This is a genomic window from Mycobacterium colombiense (genome assembly GCF_003284975.1).
In the GTDB taxonomy this organism is placed as follows: domain Bacteria; phylum Actinomycetota; class Actinomycetes; order Mycobacteriales; family Mycobacteriaceae; genus Mycobacterium; species Mycobacterium europaeum_A.
Genome location: NZ_QMEU01000073.1, coordinates 1 through 21,975 on the forward strand (window position 1 = coordinate 1; position 21,975 = coordinate 21,975).

Consider the following 21,975-nt stretch of genomic DNA (forward strand, 5'->3'; position numbering starts at 1 on the left):
CCGCCGGGGCCCGCCGCGCCACCCGGGCCGGGCAACCAGCTGCCGGCACCGTTCATCAACCCGGGCGGATCCGGAGGCAGCGGCGCAGCGGGGGGAGGTAGCCAGAATTGAGCACCATCTTTGACGTCCGCAACATTCGGCTACCGAAGCTGACGCGGACATCGGTGATCATCGGATCGCTGGTGATCGTGTTGGCCCTCGTCGTCGGCTACGTCGGCTGGCGGCTGTACGAGAAGCTGACCACCAACACCGTGGTGGCCTACTTCCCGGCGGCGAACGCGCTGTACCCGGGCGACAAGGTCCAGATCATGGGCCTGCGCGTGGGCGCGATCGACAAGATCGAGCCCAGCGGCAACAAGATGAAGGTCACCTTCCACTACGAGAACAAGTACAAGGTTCCGGCGAACGCCTCGGCGGTGATCCTCAACCCGACCCTGGTGGCCTCGCGGTCCATTCAGCTGGAGCCGGCCTACAAGGGCGGTCCGGTGCTGGCCAACAACGCGGTGATCCCCGAAGAGCGCACCCAGGTGCCGGTGGAGTGGGACCAGCTGCGCAACAGCATCACCAACATCATCTCCAAGCTCGGCCCCACGCCAGAGCAGCCGACGGGGCCGTTCGGTGAGGTCATCACGTCGTTCGCCGACGGGCTGGCCGGCAAGGGCAAGCAGATCAACACCACGCTGACCAACCTGTCGCAGGCGCTGACCGCGCTGAACGAGGGTCGCGGTGACTTTTTCGCGGTGGTGCGCAGCCTGGCGCTGTTCGTCAACGCGCTGCACCAGGACGACCAGCAGTTCGTCGCGCTCAACCAGAACCTGGCGGATTTCACCACCCGGCTGGCGCACAACGACAACGACCTGGCCAACGCGATCCAGCAGTTCGACAGCCTGCTCACCACCGTGCGCCCCTGGCTGGACCAGAACCGCGGCGTGCTGACCCACGACATCAACAACCTCGAGACCGCGACGAACGCGTTGCTGCAACCGGATCCGCTGAACGGGCTGGAGACCGCGCTGCACGTGCTGCCGACGGCCGCGGCGAACATCAACCAGATCTATCACCCGTCGCACGGTTCGGTGGTCGCCATCCCGTCGATCACCAACTTCGCGAACCCGATGCAGTTCATCTGCAGCGCGATCCAGGCCGGCAGCCGGCTGGGCTACCAGGAGTCGGCCGAACTGTGCGCGCAGTACCTCTCGCCGATCCTCGACGCGATCAAGTTCAACTACCCGCCGTTCGGCTTGAACCTGTTCAGCACGGCGGAGACGCTGCCCAAGGAAGTCGCGTATTCCGAGGACCGGCTGCACCCGCCGAACGGATATAAGGACACCACCGTCCCCGGCATCTGGGTGCCGGACACCCCGACGTCGCACCGCAACACTCAGCCGGGCTGGATCGTCGCTCCCGGCATGCAGGGCCAGCAGGTCGGGCCGATCACCGCGGGCCTGATGACCCCCGAATCGCTGAGTGAGCTGATGGGTGGTCCGAACATCGAGCCCGTCCAGTCGAACCTGCAGACCCCGCCGGGTCCGCCGAACGCCTACGACGAGAACCCGATCGTGCCGCCCATCGGGCTGAACGCCCCGGTGCCGATCCAACCGCCGCCGCCCGGACCGGACGTGGTCCCGGGCCCGGTCGCCCCGACACCGGCGCCGGTGTCCGCGCCCGCACCGAATGCGGGCGGGCCGCCGGTACCCGCTGACTTTGGAGGTGGCCAGTGAGGGGCGCGACGAGCGCGTTGAGCGCGCGGAGCAAGCCGAACCGACCGCCAGTGAGGGGCGCGCTTCGGCTGATCCGCCATCGGGCCTGGCAAGGGCTCACCCTGCTGGTGGCCGCGACGGTGTTGAGCTCATGTGGTTGGAAGGGCATCTCCAACGTCTCGATTCCGGGTGGACCCGGCAGCGGGTCGGGGGCCATGACCATCTACGTGCAGGTGCCCGACACCCTGGCCATCAACGGCAACAGCAAGGTGATGGTCGCCGACGTCTTCGTCGGCTCGATCAAGGCCATCAAGCTGAAAAACTGGATCGCCACCCTGACGCTCGGTGTGGACAAGAACACCAAGCTGCCGAAGAACGCCACCGCCAAGATCGGCCAGACGTCGCTGCTGGGTTCCCAGCACGTCGAGTTGGCCGCGCCGCCGAACCCGTCGCCCGAACTGCTCAAGAGCGGCGACACCATTCCGCTGAAGAACTCGACCTCGTACCCCACCACCGAGCAGACGTTGGCCAGCCTCTCGCTGATCCTGCGCGGCGGCGGCATCCCGAACCTGGAGGTGCTGCAGAACGAGGTCTACAACATCTTCAACGGGCGCGGCGAGGCGATCCGGGCGCTGCTCGGCAAGCTGGACACCTTCACCAACCAGCTCAACCAGCAGCGCGATGACATCACCCACGCCATCGACTCGACCAACCGGCTGCTGACCTACGTGGGCGGCCGCGCCGACGTCCTGGATCGGGTGCTCACCGACATCCCGCCGTTGATCAAGCATTTCGCCGACACCAGGAACCTGCTGATCAACGCCGTCGACTCGGTGGGACGGCTCAGCCAGGCCGCCGACCAATACCTGTCGGAGGCGCGCGGGCCGTTGCACACCGATCTGCAGGCGCTGCAGTGCCCGCTCAAGGAGCTCGGCCGGGCGTCGCCGTACCTGATCGGCGCGCTGAAGCTGATCCTCACCCAGCCGTTCGACATCGACACGGTCCCGAAGATCTTCCGCGGCGACTACATCAACATCTCGCTGACGCTCGACCTGACCTACAGCGCCGTCGACAACGCGTTCCTCACCGGGACCGGATTGTCGGGAGCCCTGCGGGCACTCGAGCAGTCGTTCGGGCGCGACCCGGAGACGATGATCCCGGACGTGCGTTACACGCCGAACCCGAATGACGCACCGGGTGGACCGCTGGTGGAAAGGGGGGACAGGAATTGCTGACTCCCTTCATCCGACGCCAGCTGATCGCCTTCGGGATCCTGACCGTCATCTCGCTGCTCGTGCTGGGGATCTACTACCTGCAGATCCCGAGCCTGGTGGGCATCGGCCGCTACACGCTGAAGGCCGACCTGCCGGCCTCGGGCGGGCTGTATCCCACGGCCAACGTCACCTACCGCGGCATCACCATCGGGAAGGTCACCGACGTCGAGCCGACCGAGCACGGCGCCCAGGCGACGATGAGCATCGACAGTCGCTACAAGATCCCGATCGATGCGACGGCCAACGTGCATTCGGTGTCGGCGGTCGGTGAGCAGTATTTGGACCTGACCTCGAGCGGCAACCCGGGCAAGTACCTGTCCGAGGGGCAGACCATCACGAAGGGCACCGTGCCCGCCGAGATCGGGCCGGCCCTGGACACCGCGAACCGCGGCCTGTCGGTGCTGCCCAAGGACAAGATCGGCAAGCTCCTCGACGAGACGGCGCAGTCCGTCGGCGGGTTGGGCCCCAACCTGCAGCGGTTGGTCGACGCCACGCAGGCGATCGTCGGCGACTTCAAGAACCAGATCACCGACGTCAACGACATCATCCAGAACTCCGGGCCGGTGCTGGACAGCCAGGTGAAATCGAGTGACAACATCGAGCGCTGGGCGCGCAACCTGAACAGGCTGGGTGCGCAGTCCGCCCAGGAGGACCAGCACCTGAGAAGCCTGCTGCGCCAGGCGGCCCCGACGGCCGACCAGGTCAACTCGGTCTTCAATGACGTCAAGGATTCGCTGCCCCAGACGCTGGCCAACCTCGAGGTCGTCTTCGATCTGCTCAAGCGCTACCACACCGGCGTCGAACAGGTCCTGGTGTTCCTGCCGCAGGGTGCGTCGATCGCCCAGACGGTGGCGGCGCCGTTCCCGAACATGGCCGCGCTGGACCTGGCGCTGTCGATCAACCAGCCGCCGCCCTGCCTGACCGGCTTCATCCCGGCGTCGGAGTGGCGGTCCCCGGCCGACACCAGCATCCAGCCGCTGCCCACCGGCACGTATTGCAAGATCCCGATGGAGACACCGGCGAACAGCGTGCGCGGCTCGCGCAACATCCCGTGCACCGACATTCCGGGCAAACGCGCCGCGACCCCGCGGGAATGCCGCGACCCCAAGCCGTATGTGCCGGCCGGTACCAACCCCTGGTACGGCGACCCGAACCAGATTCTGACCTGCCCCGCACCCGCGGCGCGCTGTGATCAGCCGGTGAAGCCGGGCATGGTGATCCCCGCGCCGTCGGTGGACAACGGACTCAACCCGGCGCCCTCGGACCGGGTGGCGGGCACACCCCCGCCCACCAGCGATCCGTTGTCCCGGCCGGGGTCGGGTACCGTGCAGTGCAATGGCCAGCAGCCCAACCCCTGTGTCTACAAACCCAGCGGGCCTCCCTCGGCGATCTACAGTCCCCAAAGCGGTGAACTGGTAGGGCCAGACGGAGTTAAATACTCCGTCGAGAACTCGACCAGAACAGGAGACGATGGATGGAAGGAGATGCTGGCGCCAGCCGGCTGAACCCCATCGATACGGACGATTCGTTGACCACCCAGGACAAGAGCGAGGATTCGGCGGCACCTGAGAACGGAGCCGATCAGACCGGTCCGCAGGACGCCTCCGCGGATCGGGCCGAACCCACCGACGATGCCGCCGGTGCCGACACCGAGGCCGACCCGTCCGAGTCCGACGGCACGGCGGCGGACGACCCGGAAGCCGGCGAATCCGTCGCGGCCGCCGAGCGCCGCCCGTCCCGGGTGACCCGCGGGTGGCTGGCCGCAATCGCCGCTGTGCTGGTGTTGTGCGCCGCCGGCGTCGGGGCCGGTGGCTACCTCGCGCTGCATTACCACCAGCAAAGCCAACAGATGGTCCGCAACGACGCGCTGGCGCTGAAGGCGGCGGTGGAATGCGTCTCCGCGACCCAGGCGCCCGACACCAATGCGATGACCGCGAGCGAGCAGAAGATCGTCGACTGCGGCACCGACGCCTTCCGCTCGCAGGCGCTGCTCTACACCAGCATGCTGGTGCAGGCGTATCAGGCCGCGAACATCCATGTTCAGGTGTCGGACGTCCGGGCGGCGGTCGAGCGCAACAACCGAGACGGGTCGATCGACATTCTCGTCGCGCTGCGCGTCAAGGTGGCCAGCGACCAGAACCAGAACGAGGCCGGCTATCGGCTGCGCGTGAAAATGGCGTTCGCCGAAGGGCAGTACAAGATTTCCAAGCTCGACCAGGTGACGAAGTGACGGTGGTGGTCGAACAGACTGCGCCCTCGGCAATCCAGGAGTCACCGCGGGAAGCCTTGGCGCCGTGGCATTCTCGCGTCATCGCATTCTCGGTCGATGCGATGGCGGGCCTCGCCGTCATCGCGACGATGGCGTTGGTCCTGCGTACCGTGCCGGCCCAGGGCGTGTGGTGGTGGCTGAGCATTTCCGTCCTGGGCGCCGTCACCCTGCTGGTGTTGGCCAACCGGTTGCTGCTGCCGGTGATCACCGGATGGAGCCTGGGCCGCGCTCTGGTGGGCGTCGCGGTGACGCGTCGCACCGGCGACGCACCGGGCCCCTGGACCCTGCTGCTGCGCGATGTCGCCCACCTGCTCGACACCGCGTCGGTGGTGGGATGGCTGTGGCCCCTGTGGGATTCGCGCCGTCGCACGTTCGCCGACATGCTGGCGCGCACCGAAGTGCGGCGCCTCCCACCGGACGCGTCGCCGCCGCACGTCCGCCGCTGGAGCGCGGTCGCGGTGCTGAGCGCGGCGGCGCTCTGCCTGGCCGGGGTCGCGATGAGCTTTTTCGGGGCGTACTGGCAGGACCGGGCGACCGATCAGACCCGCGCCCAACTGGCGACGCAGGGGCCCAAAATCGTCGCCCAGATGCTGACCTACGACCCCAAGTCGCTGCACGACGACTTCGCCCGGGCGCTGTCGCTGGCGACCGACAAGTATCGGCCCCAGCTGTCGGCCCAGCAGGACCTGGTGCAAAAGGGGCACCCGGCGATCAACGAATACTGGGTCACCAACAGTTCAATTGAATCGGCCGCCCCGTCCAGCGCAACGATGTTGATCTTCATGCAAGGTCGACGGGGCGTCGGGCCCGAGCAGCGCTACATCAGCGCGACGGTGCGGGTTGTTTTTGCCAAGGGTCCCGGAAACGCTTGGCGCGTCGACGATCTCACGGTGCTGACCAAGCCGAAGCAGCCCGGGAGCGGCAAGTGAGTCCCCGCCGCAGATTTGCGCCCGGCGAGCGGCCACTGCTCATCGCGCGCCCGGTCGAGGCCGGGAGGCCATGGCTGTTGCCGTTGGCCGGCACGGTCGCCGCGGCGCTCATGGTGGTGGCGATCACGGCCTGCACACTGATGCTCGTCTCGCACGAAATCCGGGCGCGGGCCGCGTCCAAGGACCGCGAGGTGCTGACCTATGTGACCGGGTTCATGACGCAGTTCACCTCCATCGATCCTTTTCACGCCAACGATTACGTGAACCGGATCCTGGCGCAGGCGACCGGGGACTTCGCCAAGCAGTATGAGAAGAACGCCAACGAGATCCTGCTGCAGGTCGCCCGGGCCGAACCGGCCACCGGCACGGTCCTGGATGCCGGCCTGGAGCGATGGAACGACGACGGCAGCGCCAATGTCATGGTGGCGACGGCGATCAGCACCAAGTCGCCGGACGAGAAGCAGGTGTTGGAGAACGCCAATCGATGGGCGGCGACCGCGACGCAGGAAGGGAACAAGTGGAAGATCAGCAACCTGCAGCAGGTGATGTGACCGCCGAGCAGACTCCGGCCGCCTCGGAAAACGACGCGAACGACGCGGCGGACGCGACGCAGCAGGCCCGCCCGGAGCGCCACGACGAAGAGGCCGATGCCGCAACGGAATCCGAGGCCACCGACGGGGACGCGGCCGAATCGGATAGCGCCGATGACAAGGCCACCGACGAGGGCGCCGAGCGGGTAGCGGACGCGCCGCAGGGTACCGCCGCGCGCAAGAACCGGCGGACCGCAAAGGTCTGGGCCGTCGCCGCCACCATCGCAGCCCTGCTGTTCGTCGGTTCCGCCGCGTTCGCCGGCGCGATGCTGCAGCCTTACCTGGCCGACCGGGCTACCGCCGCAACGAAACTGAACGTCGCGCGGACCGCCGCCAATGCGATCACCACGCTGTGGACGTACACCCCGGAAAACATGGACACCCTGGCCGATCGCGCATCCCGGTATCTCAGTGGCGATTTCGAGGCGCAGTACCGCAAATTCGTCGACGCGATCGTGGCCCCCAACAAGCAGGCCAAGATCACCAACCACACCGACGTGACCGGCGCCGCGGTCGAAACCCTCGACGACTCCAACGCCGTGGTGATCGTCTACACCAACACGACGTCCACCAGCCCGCTGACCAAGAACGTCCCGTCGCTGAAGTACCTGTCCTACCGGCTGTTCCTGAAACGTTCCGACAACCGTTGGCTGGTGACCAGGATGACGACGATCACGTCGCTGGATCTCACGCCCAAGGTTTAGCGGCGAGGCCGGGCGCATGGCTGTCACCTCACCGGTCTCCGAGCGATGGACGGTAGCGGCGTTGCTGCTCTTGACCTTCGCCACCGGGTTGGCCGACTCGATCAGTATCCTGGTGCTCGGTCACGTGTTCGTCGCCAACATGACCGGCAACGTGATCTTCCTCGGATTCTGGCTGGCCCCAAGGACAATCATCGACCTGACCGCCGTCGCGGTCGCCCTGCCGACCTTCGTCTGCACCACGATCGCCAGCGGCCGATTGGCACGGTATTTCGGCCTGCGCACGCGGACATGGATCACCACGGTGCTGACGATCGAAATCGTCCTGCTGCTGGCGCTCGCGATTCTGGCGGGCACGGGAGTGCTGCGCTACCAGGCGACCTCCAAGCTGATCATGATCGGCATGCTCGCGGTGGCGTTCGGCCTACAACATTCCAGCGCGCGCCAGTTCGGCATCCAAGAGCTCTCCACTACGGTGCTCACGTCGACGATCGTCAGCTTCGGACTGGACAGCCGGCTGGCCGGGGGCACCGGCGAACGGCAAAGGCTGCGCATCGGCGTCGTGGCCACCATGTGCGCCGGCGCCTTCTTCGGGGCGACGATGTCGAGATACGTGATCGCCCCGGTGTTCGTGGTCACCGCGGCGGTGATCGCCACCAGCCTGCTGATCTTCCGCTTCGGGCCGCCGGCGGCGAAAACCGAAGCGCCCGTTACTAGTTGAATGCCAGCCAGCTGGGCAGCGCCCGCTCGTGTGAATCGCAGAGCACCTGCCGGGTGTCGCAGGATCCCCGCGGTGATCCGGCGCCGGCCCACATGCCCCCGGTGTCGCGGCGCAGCACGATCGCCGACGAGCCGCCGCCGTCGAGCAGCACCGCGTTGTCACTGCCCAGTCCGCGGAACAGGTCCTGCATGTTGTCCGGGGTGTAGTTGCCGCCCTCGAAGATGTACATCTCGTCCTTTTGCCGGGCGTACGCCAACGCTGTTCGGGCCGCGCTGGGTCCGCCGTCGTGCAGCTGCCCGGTGTTGCCCGGCGCCAACAGCCCGATGCCAGAGACCGCGACGAACTTCTCGTTCTTGTTGAGCAGGTCGGCGACCACCGGGGTGGCGGCGTCGTAGTCACTCTTCGTCCTGGGCCACACCACATATGGCGCACCACCGGACGGCAGGATCATCGTCGACAGTGCGCTCCAGCTTTCACCGCCGCCGGACAGACCCTGCTTGCCGGGGTAGGCGACGGTGCCGGTGACCGCCTGGTTGGCGCGACCCTGGCCCTGGGTGTTGTCGACGAAGGCGCCCAGCGGTGAGCTGCAGCCGGTCTGACGCCACGAGCCGCCTTTCTGCCCGCGGACGTCGAAGAAGTTGGCGTTGATGGCAATGGTCGGCTGGCCCATGCGCTGCCACGCCTGCAGCGGTGCGTAGAGTTCGGAGGCCTGCCAAAGACCCTCGCCGGTGCGCGCCCCGGGGTTGTTCTCGCAGCGGGCCTGATCGCCCTGGTGTGTGTCGACCAGCAGGTGCGGGGACAGCCGGCCCGCCGCGTTCTTGATGATCATCAGGTGCCCGCCGTTGTTCATCTCATACCAGCTGCCGCCGGCGTTGAGCATCGGCGCGGGATGGCCGGGGCCGAAGTTGTAGACCAGATAGGAGCCGCGGGTGCCGCCGATGGCATTGGCGAGCAGATCGCGTCCGTCGGCGGCCCGGGCGAGGGGCTGCCCGGAGGTGACGGCCAGGGTGAAACAGGCGACCAGGGCGGCGCACGACGCTGCCAGCCGGCGGAAGCTGGCGCGTCGGGTCAGCACGATAGCCCTTTCCGCCCGGAACTAATGAAACATAAACATCATCAGCCCCATAAGTCACACTGTCAACAAAGGTCACGGCGAGGTGACGGTAGGGCCACGCCCGAATTAAGCTTGCTCGCTTGAACTTTCGTGATCGTCGGCGGCCGGCTGGGTACCGGTGGGCTCGGTGCCGGATGGCTCTGTAGCGATGGGCTCGGCGGCCGCCGGTTCGGCGCGCTTGCCGCGGCGGGTCCGGTGCTTCGACTGGTGCTCTTGGGCGATGGCGAGTTCGACCGCGCCCGGGATCCGGTGAAAGCCCTTGCGGTCGTACAGGTAGGTGACGATGCCGCCGAGCAGCAGGCCGACGACGAGACCGATGGTCGTCATCGTCAACGCCTGCGTCAGCCCCGCATCGCCACGGCCGCCGAAGTACAGCAGCGACCGGGCCCCGAGGAAGACCTGGTGCATCGGTTCGAATTCGGCCAGCCAGCGGAAGAAAGACGGCGTCGCCTCCAACGGCACCGTCGCGCCGGCCGACGGCAGCCCGAGGATCACAAAGATGAGCATGCTGACCAGCATTCCGGCCGTGCCCAGCACCGAGAGCAACGAACTAGACGTGATGCCCACCGCGGCGATCGCGAAGACACCGAACGCCCAGAGCCGCCAGCCGTGATCTATGGGCATGCCGAGCGCGTCGGCGATCGCCAGGTACACCGCGGAGGTGAGCAACCCGAGCAGCACCATCATGGCCCACTTCAGCAGCAACGTCTGGAATCTGGAGATCTTGACCTGCTCGGCGAACCGGTACACCGGACCGAATTCGGCCGGCACGTAACCGAGCAGCGCGTCCACCAGCGTGCTCACCACGATGCTGCCCGTGAATCCGGCCAGCAGCAGCAACAGCGCGTAATAGAAGGCCGACAGGCCATTACCGGTGCCGTTCGGCAGCGGGTTGTACACGTTCGACTGGATGTCGATGGGGGCACTCAGGCCCACCTGCGCCGCGCCGGCCAGCGGTGCGCCACCGGTCTGCGCGGCCACCTCCGCCATAACCCGTTGCCCGGCTATGCCGTTGGCCGTCCCCATCGCCGTACTGAGGGTCTGGCCGGCGATGCTCGCGCCGAGCGTGCCGGCCCTCGGATTGGTGGAGACCGTGATCGACGGACGGTCCGCGCGGGCCGGCGAGACCGCACTATCCGCGAAGTCGCGCAGCAACGACGAGAAGCTCGGCGGTATCAGCACCTGGCCGTAGACACGGCCGGTGTCCATCTGGCGGCGGGCCTCGTCGCGGGAGAGCACACGGACGTCGAACTTGTTCTTGTCCAACCCATTGACCAGCCGGTCGACGATCTGCGCGCCGCCGGGGCCGGCGTCCTCGTTGACCACCGCGATGGGGAAATGACGCAGGTTGGTCGTCGGGTTCAAGATGCCGCCGAGATACAGCGCGCACAACGCCGACATCAGCGCCAGGGTGATGACCAGGGGGGCCGCCCAGAATCGCACGGTGCGGACAGCCTTGACGTTCCGGTTGGGGTTGGGCGCCGCGTGCTGCGGGTGCGAGTGAGGCATGCCGACTCCTGTTCTGTCGTGCCCACTTTATGGGCTGGCCCGCCGACCCTGTATGGCCTCAGTCGCCCAGCTTCGCGTGCATCTCCCAGATCAGCAGTTCCGCCCGGTCGCGCGCGGTCACGCGCCGTCCGTCGGCGTCGGTGAAGCGCACCGCGTCGCCCTCGTCGAGGCCCCCGATGCCCTCCACGACCGCCCGGCCCCGGGCCACGAAGAGGTGCAGGTAGGGGGCCCGCGGAAGGTCCACCGAAATCCCGGCCGGCAATCGCGTTCCGTGCAGCGCGGCGGCGCGGTTGCCCAGGGTGATCGCGGCGTCGTGCGTGGGCCTCCCCGAGGCGATCGTCACGAGATTGCCCGCCATCACCTTGTCATCGATCTCGTGCTGCTGGTAGCTCGGATCGACACCGGCCTCATCCGGCACCACCCACATCTGCACGAAATGCACCGGCTCGCTGGGGGACCCGTTCCGTTCGGAGTGCAGGATTCCGCTGCCGGCCGACATCCGTTGCGCCAAACCGGGATAGATCACGCCGCGATTGCCGGCGGAGTCATGATGCGACAGCTCGCCTTGCAGCACCCAGGTCACGATCTCCATGTCCCGGTGCGGGTGGGTGTCGAATCCCGTTCCGGGCGAGACGATGTCGTCGTTGTTCACCAGCAGCAGCCCGAAGTGGGTGTTGTCCGGGTCGTAGTGGTCGCCGAAGGAGAAGGAGTGCCGGGAGGTCAGCCATCCGGTGGTGGTGACGGCCCGGCTCGCCGCTCTCCTGATCTCGGTGGTGGCCGACATGCCCCCAGCCTAATCGTGGGCGGCGTCAGGTCACCGCGTCGGTGAGCAGTCCTTGGGCGTGCCGAAGCGCGGCGTCGAGCTCCGGCATGGTCAAGCCGGTCGAGTGACCCAGGTGGATCTCGATCTGGTACTCGGGTTGGCCGTCGTGGGCGAATATCGGCAGGACGACGAATTCCGTGGTGGCGAGGTCCGTTTCGAGCGAGTGGGTGACCGACTGCAGGGTCACCATCGTCATCAGGGTGGTGAGCTGGCGGGTGACCTGGGCCGTGGGCTCCAACGAGGCCAGCACGTCGGCGAGCCGAGTGTGTAGCGACCGGTGGGTGTCGTCGAACCGCCATGCACCGTATCCGCGGGCGCGGATATCGGCGAGTACCCGCTGGTGCTCGGCGATCTCGGTGCGGGTGAGCCGGGGTGTCACGCGGTGCAACCACGCTCGGACGGAGTCGTCGTCGCGCCAGGCCATGGCGACCAGACCGAACGGCGGGTCTATGGGGAAGCGCTGGCCCACGGCGTGCTCGCCGTCAGTGCCGTGGCCGACTGCGTCGACGGTGATCAGATGCCGCGGACCGATCTTCGACATCGAACAGCCCGCGCCGAGCGTGTCGTGCAGGAAGCGGAGCGCGTCGCGCCCGCGGTCCAGCAGCGGAAACTGTTCCCGCAGCCCATGGACCAGTCCGAACAGCCCGCTGCCCAGCACGTAGCGGCGATCGCCGCGCCGGGCGACCCAGGCCCGCCGTTCCAGCTCGGCGAGCACCAGCGCGCAGGTCGAGGTGCTGATCGCGCAACTCTTCGCCAGCTCGGCCGAGGTCATACCACGTGATGAATTCGCCAGGGCGGCAAGCACATCCATTACCCGTGCGGTGGGCGGTGACTTGGCGCCCGAGCCGCCGGGGGTCGCGGCCATTGACGTATCCACCGCCGCCTCCCTACTATCCGTCCAAAATGCCAGGATATGCGTCCTAATTTTAGGAGACAGCCGTGTTGAAGGTGGGAGTTTGGGGGCCCGGTTCGATGGGCGTGATCGCCCTGCGCGGGGTGATCGACCATCCGGAGCTGCAGCTGGTCGACCTCGTCGTGCACAGCGACGCGAAAGCCGGCCGCGATGCCGGAGAGTTGTGTGGCATCGCGCCGGTCGGGGTGCGGGCGACCCAGGATCCGGCCGCCGTGCTGGCCGGCGACGCCGACGCGGTGGTGTACGCGGCCGGCGCGAACCTGCGGCCGCTGGAGGCCGTCGCGGACATGGTGTCGATCCTGCGGGCGGGCAAGAACGTGGTGTCGTGTTCGGTGGTGCCGCTGGTCTTTCCGGACGGGCTTGACGCCGCGTTCACCGCCCCGCTGCGGCAAGCCGCCCTTGACGGAGGTGTGTCGTTCTTCACCACCGGTATCGACTCCGGCTTCGCCAATGACGTTCTGCCGCTGGTCCTTACCGGCGTCTCGCGGGCCATTGATTCAGTGCGCGTCACCGAGATGTTCAACTATGCCACCTATCCGGATAAGGCCGCCGTCTACGAGATTTTGGGTTTCGGCCAGCCGCCGGAATATCAGGCGTTCGCGGCGCAGCCCGGAATCTTCACCTTCGGCTGGGGGCCGGTGCTGCACCAGCTGGCCGCAGGGTTGGGCGTCAAGATCGACAACATCGAGGAGAGCAACGAACGCTTGCCGGCCGCCGAATCCTTCGACACGCCCACTGGTCACATCGCGGCCGGGACCATCGCCGCGATGCGCTCGACGCTCACCGGGTACGTCGACGGGAAGCCGACGTTCGTGCTCGACCACGTGACCCGCATGCGTGACGACATCGCCCCGGACTGGCCGCAGCCACACATCTCGATCCCGCCGAAGGACCTCGGCTACGGGCAGGCGTCCGGACGCGGCCTGTACCGGGTGGAGATCGAGGGCTCCCCGAGCATGCGGTGCGAGTTCGAGATGGCCGAGGACGCCGACCATGACCTGGGTGCCCGCATCGCCGGCGCGTCGCGGATGGTCAACGCCATCCCCGCGGTGTGTGCCGCCCCGCCCGGGCTGCTGTCCGCGCTGGATTTGCCGCTGATCACCGGCGCCGGACTGCTGCGTCCGGTGCCGGGGCCGTCGCCGGACAGCCGGCTGTTCTAGCCCGGCGACGGTGAGCGCCGGGACGGCGCGAGTGAGGAGCCGGGCGATCGGACCTAGCCCGGCGCCGTCGCCGGACAGCCGGGCGATCGTACCTACCCGGGCTCACCGGGATACGTCGCGGCGGCGAGTTGCAGAATTTCGGCGCGATCGGCGGCCAGGATGAACCCGGCGCCGATCGCCGCGTCGAGGGCCGCGGTGAAGCTTTCCAGGTACTGCGCGCGCCCGCCGGGGTAGAGCCGCCGAATTATGTTGGCGTCGAAGGGTTCCCCGGAGCCGAAGATCGCCGACATGATGCTCTCCTGGCCGCCCAGACCCGACGTCCTAGCCGTCGGCACGTCCACCCACGGGGTTCTGATGCCACCGCGGGCCAGGCCGTTGCTGTCCAGAACCGGTTGCGGCCCAGCGCTTTCCCGAACCTCGAGCGGATCGGCGTGCGGGGCCGGCTCGCCGGTAACGACCCAGGCGTTCAGCGCCGCGAGCGCCGCCTGCACCACGTAGTGATGCTGGGGGCCGAAGTTGATGTAGTGCGCGAGTTGCTGGCCCATCAACACGTCGGTCGGCGCGTAGCCGGCCACGATCGCCTCCAGCGGTGCCGAGCCGCTGTCGATGAACGCCACCTGAATCGTGTAGTTGTCGGCGTGGGCGGCCCCGGCGATCTCCCAGACCCGCAGCCGTTCGTTGTCCGGCTGCCTGGCGAAGTAGTAGCCGTCGCGCGGGCCGCCGAAGACGTCGGTCTCGGTGATGACCGCGAGCAACGGGACACGCAGGCCGGGACGGAACGGGACCGCCTGCCGTGCAACGCATTCGGCGAAGATCGAGCCACCGTCTAGCGGGGCGGCCGGACCGAACCGGGAGTGTACCAGGAAGCCGTCGTAGCCAGGGGTCAGCGGGTCGACGGCGTTGATGTAGGTGGTGAGGAACATCGCGGATTGCGATTCGCCTACCGCGATCACGCGCCGGGCGGGCAGGCCACGCAGGATGGCGCCGTGTTCACCACTTCTGAGCAGACCGCCGGCCTGGGCGAAGATGTCGTAGGCGAACGCGTCGCCGGGGTGATGCAGGGCTGCGTACCGTTGCGGGTCCTGGCTTTTCAGCGACATGTCAGTACCCAGCATGTTGTCGCCGCCCTCGACTCCCACCCGCTGGGCCGACACCGCGACGTAGGCGTAACCGTCGCGGATGATTTCGCGGTGCGCCATCATCCACACCGCGGCCGCGTCGATGCCACCGCTCACGTTGAGCCACTCGACGAGCACCGTCCCGTTGTACCGGGCAGAATCGGTCGGCGTCAGCGCCACGATGCGGGTCGTGTAATCGGCGGAGCCCGAGGGCGTTACGTCCCATCGGCCGTCGGGAGCCGGTTCGCCCACCGGGGCGTAGGAGCACGCCGTGGCGGAGACGAAGAACTCCTCGACGGTGTAGCCCACGTCGGCGAGGTCGAAAGCGCTCAGCAGCAGCGCCGGCGTTCCGGGGATGGGCGTCACCTGGGTGGCGTTCGTCATCGCGGCGGCCCTGTCAGCTCTGGCCCGCGGACAGCGAAGCGGGCAGCCCGAATTTCGCGAACAAGGCGTCGTCGAGGAATGCCACCACGTGGGATACCTTCCCGCCCTGCACATCCAGCACGTGCAGTTGGAACGGGACGTGGACGTCGCCGGCGCGCATGTACATGGCCGTGGCGAGCTGGCCGTTGGCGACCAGCGGCAGCATGCGCATGTCCCCGCTGCCCTCCGCCGGGCACTGCTGGTGGATGAGGGTGACGATGGCCCCCGGCCCCTGGTACCAGCCGGTGTACGGCGGCATCTCCCAGACGGCCTCTGCGGTGAACAACTCGACCAGCCGATCGATGTCATAGGTCTCGAACGCCGCAATGTAGCGCGCCAGCAGGTCCTGGGCTTCGGGCGAATCGGGTTGCACCAGTGGGTCTTCGGCGCTGGGCGCGGCGGCCTCCAGCTGGGACCGGGCCCGCTGCAGCAGGCTGTTGACGGCGGTTGTAGTGGTGCCGACCGCCTCGGCGACCTCGGCCGAGCGCCAGCCCAGCACGTCACGCAGCAGCAGCACCGCCCGCTGCCGCGGCGGAAGGTGTTGTAGCGCAGCGACAAACGCAAGCCGTACCGACTCGCGCGACCCGACCACGACCGACGGGTCGGCCGGGTGCTCGGTCAGCGACGGCAGCGGCTCCAGCCACGGCACCTCGCGGCGCTCCACCAGCTCGGCGGTCGGGTCCGAGCTGGGCGCGCCCAACCCGACCGGCAACGGCCTGCGCTGGCGTCCCTCCAGCGCGGTCAGACAGGTGTTGGTGGCGATGCGGTGCAGCCAGGTCCGGATCGAGGACTTGCCTTCGAAACGGTCGTACGCCTTCCAGGCCCGCAGCAGGGTCTCTTGCACCAGGTCCTCCGCGTCGTGCAGCGACCCGGTCATGCGGTAGCAGTGGGTCAGCAGTTCGCGCCGGTACGGTTCGGCGTGCGCCGAGAAATCTGCGTTGGCCACCGGGTCACCTTCAGAGTTCTGCGCGAGAAGGCTCATCCGCATGAGCCTACGCAGTGTCGGGGCGCGCGGCCCACATCAGCAGCCATTACGCTGCCCGTAATGACTAGGACCCCCGAGTGAACCGCAGCGAACGCAGTTTCGACGGGTACGGCGGCGTGCGCATCGTCTACGACGTCTGGACGCCCGAGACCGCACCGCGCGCGGTCCTGGTGCTCTCACACGGTCTCGGGGAGTACGCCCGCCGCTACGACCACGTCGCAAAGCGCTTCGGTGAGGCGGGCCTGGTCACCTACGCGTTGGACCATCGCGGGCACGGCCGCTCGGGCGGTAAGCGGGTGCTGGTGCGCGACATCCACGAGTACACCGCCGACTTCGACACCCTGGTTGGTATCGCCACCCGGGAACACCACGGGCTCAAGTGCATCGTGCTGGGGCACAGCATGGGTGGCGGAATCGTGTTCGCCTATGGCGTCGAACGCCCGGACAACTACGACCTGATGGTGCTGTCGGGTCCCGCGGTGGCCGCCCAGGATCAGGTGTCGCCGCTGTTGGGGCTGGCCGCCAAGGTGCTCGGGGCCGTCGTGCCCGGACTGCCGGCCCAAGAACTCGACGTCGACGCCATCTCCCGGGACCCCGCGGTGGTGGCCGCCTACAAAGAGGATCCGCTGGTGTACCACGGCAAGGTGCCGGCCGGCATCGGCCGCGCGCTGCTGCTGGTCGGCGAGACGATGCCGCGACGGGCGCCGGCCCTGACGGCGCCGCTGCTGGTGGTGCACGGGGAACAGGACCGGTTGGTCGCCGTCGCCGGCAGCCGTCGCCTGGTGGAGTGCGTGGGATCCACCGACGTCGAGCTGAAAATCTATCCGGGGCTCTACCACGAGGTTTTCAACGAGCCCGAGCGCGAGCAGGTGCTCGACGATGTGGTCTCCTGGATCACCGCTCGGCTGTGAGGCGGGGCGTGTCAGCCGGCTCCCGTACTTTGGCGACAGAGCCAAGCGATGGGGAGGAGCGTCGCCGTGAGTGACGACAAAATGCTGTCGCGCATTGCCGCGCTGCTGCGTCAGGCCGAAGGCACCGACAACAGCCATGAAGCCGATGCGTTCATGTCCGCCGCGCAGCGGCTCGCGACGGCCGCGTCCATCGACCTGGCGGTGGCACGCTCGCATTCGGCCCAGCGGTCGGCGGCGCAGGCGCCGACGCAGCGCACGATCACGATCGGGGCGGCGGGCACCAAGGGGCTACGCACCTACGTACAGCTGTTCGTGCTGATCGCCGCGGCCAACGACGTGCGCTGTGACGTGGCCTCGAATTCGACGTTCGTGTACGCCTACGGGTTTGTCGAGGACATCGACGCCAGCCACGCCCTGTACGCCAGCCTGGTGGTGCAGATGGTCCGCGCCTCGGACGCCTACCTGGCCTCGGGTGCGCACCGTCCCACGCCGACTATTACCGCCCGACTCAACTTTCAGCTGGCCTTCGGGGCGCGGGTCGGGCAGCGGCTGACCGAGGCCCGCGACCAGGCCCGCCAGGAAGCCACCAAGGACCGCCGCCGGTCGCCGGGTACCGCTATTGCCTTGCGGGACAAGGAAGTCGAGCTGGTGGACTACTACCGCGGCGCGTCGAAGGCGCGGGGCACCTGGCAGGCCAGCCGGGTGTCGGCGGGGTATTCGTCGGCGGCGCGGCGCGCGGGCGACCGGGCCGGCAAGCGAGCGCGGCTCGACAACAGCCCCGAACTGCCGGGGGCGCGGAGCGCGCTGAGCGGGTGAGCGCGGGGAAGCCCCCACCGCGGGATTCTCAACGCTCCAAGGTTTATGCGGCTGAGGAGTTCGTCCGGACGCTGTTCGACCGTGCCGCCCAGCACGGCACCCCGGTGGTGGAGTTCTTCGGCACGCAATTGACGCTGCCGCCGGAGGGGCGATTCGGTTCGGTGGAGTCCGCGCAGCGCTACGTGGACGACGTGCTGGGGCTGGCGGCGGTGCGGCAACGGTGGCCGGCTGTGTCGCCGTTGCGGGTGCGTGCGCGACGGGCCGCCACCGCCGCGCATTACGAAAACCGTGACGGCACAGGCGTTATCGCGGTGCCCGATCGTGACACCGCCGACTGGGCGCTGCGCGAGCTGGTGATGCTGCACGAAGTGGCGCATCATTTGTGCCAGGCCGAGCCGCCGCACGGCCCCGAGTTCGTGGCGACGATCTGTGAGTTGGCGGAGCTGGTGATGGGACCGGAATTGGGGCACGTGCTGCGCGTCGTCTACGCCAAAGAGGGCGTGCGGTGAGTCGGCCCGATCCCGACGCACGGGCAAGCGAGGTCGAAGCCCGGATGACCGACGACGAGCGCTTCGCGCTGGTGGTCTCGGTGATGGGGGCCGGTGACATGTGGCCGGTGCGTGACGACCGCATCCCGGCGCACGCGCCGATGTGCGCGGGATACGTGCCCGGTGTTCCCCGCCTCGGGGTGCCCGCGTTGCTGATGAGCGATGCCGGGCTGGGCGTCACCAATCCCGGCTACCGCCCAGGTGACACGGCCACCGCGCTGCCCGCCGGGCTGGCCCTGGCCGCGACCTTCGATCCGCCGCTGGCCCGGGCCGCCGGCAGCGTGATCGGCAGCGAAGCGCGCAGCCGCGGGTTCAACGTGCAACTGGCCGGCGCGATGAACCTGGCCCGCGACCCGCGCAACGGCCGCAACTTCGAATACCTGTCCGAGGACCCGCTGTTGACCGCCACCATCGCCGCCGAGTCGATCCGCGGCATCCAGCAACACGGCGTCATCTCGACGGTCAAGCATTACTCGCTGAACTGCAACGAAACTAATCGGCACTTTCTGAACGCCGTCATCGACCCCGATGCGCACCGCGAATCCGACCTGCTGGCCTTCGAATTGGCGATCGAGCGCGCGCACCCCGGCGCCGTGATGACCGCCTACAACAAGGTCAACGGCGACTACGCCGCGGCCAACTCCATTTTGATCAACGAGGTGCTCAAGGGTGCCTGGGCGTACCGGGGTTGGGTCATGTCCGATTGGGGTGCCACGCCGAGCTGGGAGTGCGCCCTGGCCGGTCTGGACCAGGAGTGCGGGGCGCAGATCGATGCGCTGCTGTGGCAGGCCGAGTCCTTCGGGGCGCCGCTGCGCGACGCCTACGCCGACGGTAGGCTGCCCAGGCAACGCCTGTCGGACATGGTTCGCCGGATCTTGCGGTCCATGTTCGCCGTCGGAGTCGAGCGCACCGGTGCGGCCCCGGCGCCGGATCCGGCTGCGCACAACGAGATTGCGCTGCACATCGCGCGCCAGGGTACGGTGCTGTTGACCAACCGCGGGTTGTTGCCGGTGGCGGCCGAGTCGAACGCGCGCATCGCCGTCATCGGCGGGTTTGCGCACGTGGGTGTGCCGGCCGGCTACGGTTCGAGCACCGTCGTCCCGGCGGGCGGCTACGCGGGCGTGGTGCCCATCGGCGGCCCGGGCCTGGAGGCCGCGCTGCGCAACCTGTACCTGCTGCCGTCGAGCCCGCTGCAAGAATTGCGAAAGCGGCTGCCGCACGCGCAGATCGAGTTCGATCCCGGCATCAGCCGCGCCGAGGCGGTGCGCGCGGCGGCGGCGGCCGACATCGCCATCGTGTTCGCCGTGCGCGCCGAGGGCGAAGGGTTCGACATCGCCGACCTCTCGCTGCCCTGGGGTCAGGACGAGCTGATCACGGCGGTGTCGGCCGCCAACCCCAACACCGTGGTGGTTCTGCAGACCGGCAATCCGGCTGACATGCCGTGGCGCGGCTCGGTGAATGCCATTGTGCAAGCATGGTTTCCGGGCCAGGCCGGCGCCCGTGCCATCGCGGAGATCCTGAGCGGCGAGGTGAATCCCTCGGGCAGGCTGCCGATCACCTTCCCGGCCGATCTGGCCCAGACGCCGCGCCCGCAGTTGCCCGGCGCGGGTGAACCGTGGGGGACACCGACCACGATCGACTACTTCGAAGGAGCCGACGTCGGCTACCGCTGGTTTGCCCGGCGTGGCCACGACCCGATATTCGCATTCGGTCATGGCTTGTCCTACACCAGGTTTGACTACCGTGACCTGGTGGTCGGGGGCGAGCAGACCGTCAGCGCCAGTTTCAGCGTCGTCAACGTCGGCGACCGTGCCGGGGCGGATGTACCGCAGCTCTACCTGACGGCCGCGGCCGGAAAGCCGTGCCTACGGCTGCTGGGGTTTGAGCGCGTGGAGCTCGAGCCGGGTGCAACGCGGCGGGTGACCATCGAGGCGGACCCGCGCCTGCTCGCCCGCTATGACGGCGGCGTCGGGCGCTGGCGGATCGACGCGGGCTCCTACGCGGTGGCGGTGGGCGCGTCGGCGATCGCGATGCGGCTGCACGCCGCGGTCGAGCTGACCGGCCGTACGTTCGGGCGATGAGTATCGCGGGCTGACGCCCGAACGCACGACCGGCCCGACGGATTACTTGACGGGGGTCAACGCGTCGCCGCACGTGCAGCGGTACGGCTCACCCGAACCCGAGCAGTGGCAGGGGACCTCGATGCGGACGCGACAGCCGCAGCCTTCGTGACCGCACGTCAGCTTGGTCCCGGCCTCGTATGTTGCCATTTAACTCACCCTTTTCTCTTTGTGGTGACTCTTGCGGTGCGGGTCGACCGCACCCTCACTATATACCCCCCACGGGTATATGCAAGGAGTCGCGACCGGTGCGATACCGCCCCGCCGCTCGGTGCCTTCGTCGGCGGCCGCCGCTAGCGTGGGCGCCATGACCGAGAAACCAACCCCCAAAGACGTCGACGCATTCTTGGACAGCACGGTGGTGCACGACGATCCGTCCTTGACCGCGGCCTTAGAGGCCAGCAGCGCCGCCGGATTGCCGCCAATCGCGGTGTCGGTGCAGCAGGGAAAGTTCTTGAGCCTGCTCGCCGGTGCCGTCGGTGCCCGCAACATCCTCGAGCTCGGGACGCTGGGCGGTTTCAGCACCATCTGGCTGGCGCGCGGCGCCGGCCCGCAAGGGCGGGTGGTGACGCTCGAATACGAGCCCAAGCACGCCGAGGTGGCGCGCGCCAACCTGAAACGGGCCGGTCTCGCCGACCGGGTGGAGGTGATCGTCGGAGCCGCACTGGACACGCTGCCGACGGTGACCGGCCCCTTCGACCTGATCTTCATCGACGCCGACAAAGAGAACTACCCCGCCTACCTCGATTGGGCGCTGCGGCTGGCCCGTCCCGGCGCAATCATCGTGGCAGACAACGTGATTCGGCAGGGCCAGATCCTTGACCCGGATTCCAACGCTCAAGCGCAGGCGGTGCGCCAAACCCTGCAGGCGATGGGTGAGGATCCGCGGCTGGACACGGCCGTGCTCCAGACGGTGGGCGCCAAGCACTGGGACGGCTTCGCGTTCGCCGTGGTGCGGTAGGGCGTCAGCGGGGGTTCAGGTCGGCGACGGCCTGCCCGGCGGAGGTGAGTTCGCTGATCCGCAAGGCGGTTTCGCCGGCGTACAGGGCGGCGCTGTCCAGCCAGGAATCGGGCACGCCGGCCACCGGTGCCAGCGGCGTGAAAAACGGCAGCGCCGGCGACTGCAGCCGCATCAGCGGCCCGGCCTCGAAATAGCCCAGCGCCGACAGCGGCCGGCTGATCGCGTTGAGGGCGGCGGGCAGCGGCCTGGCGTGACCGTCCTCGCCGCACCAGCGGCGGGTGGCAGCGTTGGGCACGACGCGGTGGCGCAACGGCCAGCTCAGGCCGAACAGGTTGGTCTCGATCGTCCTGTCCGCCTGCAGGATTCGTCGCTGGTACGCGCGATTAGCGT

Annotated in this window: 20 protein-coding genes and 2 pseudogenes; 14 read left to right on the plus strand and 8 right to left on the minus strand. The window is 68.2% G+C overall.

Features of this window, described 5'->3' with window-relative positions:
- The first annotated feature begins 107 nt into the window (after positions 1–107).
- Genes DQP58_RS19265 through DQP58_RS19300 form a run of 8 tightly spaced genes read left to right on the plus strand, consistent with a single transcriptional unit; the run spans position 108 to position 8,184 of the window.
- On the plus strand, positions 108–1,721 hold the full coding sequence (locus DQP58_RS19265) for a virulence factor Mce family protein (RefSeq protein WP_112709840.1): 1,614 nt from the start codon (positions 108–110) through the stop codon (positions 1,719–1,721).
- 50 nt (positions 1,722–1,771) lie between these two features.
- Positions 1,772–2,935 carry a virulence factor Mce family protein gene (locus DQP58_RS19270; protein ID WP_112709841.1) on the plus strand — a complete coding sequence of 388 codons (1,164 nt, stop codon included), beginning with the start codon at positions 1,772–1,774 and terminating at the stop codon, positions 2,933–2,935.
- Positions 2,929–4,479 (plus strand): virulence factor Mce family protein, encoded by a 1,551-nt coding sequence (locus tag DQP58_RS19275; protein ID WP_112709842.1) that lies wholly within the window; start codon positions 2,929–2,931, stop codon positions 4,477–4,479. The genes DQP58_RS19270 and DQP58_RS19275 overlap by 7 nt, the downstream gene beginning before the upstream one ends.
- The gene (locus DQP58_RS19280; RefSeq protein WP_112709843.1) at positions 4,449–5,204 is read left to right on the plus strand and encodes an Mce protein; all 756 of its coding nucleotides are present in this window, start codon (positions 4,449–4,451) and stop codon (positions 5,202–5,204) included. The genes DQP58_RS19275 and DQP58_RS19280 overlap by 31 nt, the downstream gene beginning before the upstream one ends.
- Positions 5,201–6,172, plus strand: coding sequence for an RDD family protein (locus DQP58_RS19285; RefSeq protein WP_112709844.1), 972 nt, complete (start codon positions 5,201–5,203; stop codon positions 6,170–6,172). Before DQP58_RS19280 ends, DQP58_RS19285 begins: the two co-directional genes overlap by 4 nt.
- A complete protein-coding gene (locus DQP58_RS19290) occupies positions 6,169–6,723 on the plus strand; it encodes a mammalian cell entry protein (protein ID WP_112709845.1) in 555 nt (184 codons plus the stop codon). The genes DQP58_RS19285 and DQP58_RS19290 overlap by 4 nt, the downstream gene beginning before the upstream one ends.
- The gene (locus tag DQP58_RS19295; RefSeq protein ID WP_112709860.1) at positions 6,690–7,466 is read left to right on the plus strand and encodes a mammalian cell entry protein; all 777 of its coding nucleotides are present in this window, start codon (positions 6,690–6,692) and stop codon (positions 7,464–7,466) included. The genes DQP58_RS19290 and DQP58_RS19295 overlap by 34 nt, the downstream gene beginning before the upstream one ends.
- Before the next feature lie 16 nt (positions 7,467–7,482).
- Positions 7,483–8,184: a YoaK family protein gene (locus tag DQP58_RS19300; RefSeq protein ID WP_112709846.1), complete on the plus strand. Its 702-nt coding sequence runs from the start codon at positions 7,483–7,485 to the stop codon at positions 8,182–8,184.
- On the opposite strand, the gene DQP58_RS19305 is transcribed toward DQP58_RS19300, so the two are convergent.
- The 4 genes from DQP58_RS19305 to DQP58_RS19320 all read right to left on the minus strand — a co-directional run bounded on the left by DQP58_RS19305 (position 8,177) and on the right by DQP58_RS19320 (position 12,495).
- Entirely contained in the window at positions 8,177–9,259 is a 1,083-nt protein-coding gene (locus DQP58_RS19305) for a phosphodiester glycosidase family protein (RefSeq protein ID WP_112709847.1), read from the minus strand. The genes DQP58_RS19300 and DQP58_RS19305 overlap by 8 nt on opposite strands.
- A gap of 105 nt (positions 9,260–9,364) precedes the next feature.
- On the minus strand, positions 9,365–10,807 hold the full coding sequence (locus DQP58_RS19310) for a YhgE/Pip domain-containing protein (protein ID WP_112709848.1): 1,443 nt from the start codon (positions 10,805–10,807) through the stop codon (positions 9,365–9,367).
- Positions 10,808–10,865: 58 nt separating this feature from the next.
- Positions 10,866–11,591, minus strand: coding sequence for a pirin family protein (locus DQP58_RS19315; RefSeq protein WP_112709849.1), 726 nt, complete (start codon positions 11,589–11,591; stop codon positions 10,866–10,868).
- Positions 11,592–11,616: 25 nt separating this feature from the next.
- The gene (locus DQP58_RS19320) at positions 11,617–12,495 is read right to left on the minus strand and encodes a helix-turn-helix domain-containing protein (protein ID WP_112709850.1); all 879 of its coding nucleotides are present in this window, start codon (positions 12,493–12,495) and stop codon (positions 11,617–11,619) included.
- Between the two features lie 74 nt (positions 12,496–12,569).
- On the opposite strand from DQP58_RS19320, the gene DQP58_RS19325 reads away from it, so the two are divergent.
- A complete protein-coding gene (locus DQP58_RS19325; RefSeq protein ID WP_112709851.1) occupies positions 12,570–13,703 on the plus strand; it encodes an NAD(P)H-dependent amine dehydrogenase family protein in 1,134 nt (377 codons plus the stop codon).
- 92 nt (positions 13,704–13,795) lie between these two features.
- On the opposite strand, the gene DQP58_RS19330 is transcribed toward DQP58_RS19325, so the two are convergent.
- Complete coding sequence (locus DQP58_RS19330) at positions 13,796–15,205, minus strand: alpha/beta hydrolase domain-containing protein (RefSeq protein ID WP_112709852.1); 1,410 nt, start codon at positions 15,203–15,205, stop codon at positions 13,796–13,798.
- Between the two features lie 13 nt (positions 15,206–15,218).
- Positions 15,219–16,353 (minus strand): annotated as a pseudogene (locus tag DQP58_RS19335) (sigma-70 family RNA polymerase sigma factor).
- Here DQP58_RS19335 and DQP58_RS19340 point away from each other — a divergent pair.
- The 4 genes from DQP58_RS19340 to DQP58_RS19355 all read left to right on the plus strand — a co-directional run bounded on the left by DQP58_RS19340 (position 16,346) and on the right by DQP58_RS19355 (position 20,585).
- Positions 16,346–17,140, plus strand: a complete 795-nt coding sequence (locus tag DQP58_RS19340) for an alpha/beta hydrolase (RefSeq protein ID WP_240629976.1) — start codon at positions 16,346–16,348, stop codon at positions 17,138–17,140. The pseudogene DQP58_RS19335 and the gene DQP58_RS19340 sit on opposite strands and share 8 nt — an antisense overlap.
- 66 nt (positions 17,141–17,206) lie before the next feature.
- Positions 17,207–17,956, plus strand: coding sequence for a DUF2786 domain-containing protein (locus DQP58_RS19345; RefSeq protein WP_112709855.1), 750 nt, complete (start codon positions 17,207–17,209; stop codon positions 17,954–17,956).
- Positions 17,953–18,465 (plus strand): TIGR04338 family metallohydrolase, encoded by a 513-nt coding sequence (locus DQP58_RS19350; RefSeq protein ID WP_112709856.1) that lies wholly within the window; start codon positions 17,953–17,955, stop codon positions 18,463–18,465. The genes DQP58_RS19345 and DQP58_RS19350 overlap by 4 nt, the downstream gene beginning before the upstream one ends.
- Positions 18,466–18,509: 44 nt before the next feature.
- Positions 18,510–20,585: a beta-glucosidase family protein gene (locus DQP58_RS19355; protein WP_112709857.1), complete on the plus strand. Its 2,076-nt coding sequence runs from the start codon at positions 18,510–18,512 to the stop codon at positions 20,583–20,585.
- A 42-nt stretch (positions 20,586–20,627) separates the two neighbouring features.
- Here the strand turns inward: DQP58_RS19355 and DQP58_RS19360 are convergent, their stop codons facing one another.
- Positions 20,628–20,774, minus strand: coding sequence for a metallothionein (locus tag DQP58_RS19360; protein WP_112709858.1), 147 nt, complete (start codon positions 20,772–20,774; stop codon positions 20,628–20,630).
- Positions 20,775–20,931: 157 nt separating this feature from the next.
- On the opposite strand from DQP58_RS19360, the gene DQP58_RS19365 reads away from it, so the two are divergent.
- Positions 20,932–21,585: an O-methyltransferase gene (locus DQP58_RS19365; protein WP_112709859.1), complete on the plus strand. Its 654-nt coding sequence runs from the start codon at positions 20,932–20,934 to the stop codon at positions 21,583–21,585.
- Between the two features lie 4 nt (positions 21,586–21,589).
- Here the strand turns inward: DQP58_RS19365 and DQP58_RS19370 are convergent.
- A pseudogene (locus tag DQP58_RS19370) lies at positions 21,590–21,975 on the minus strand (nitronate monooxygenase); the annotation flags it as partial.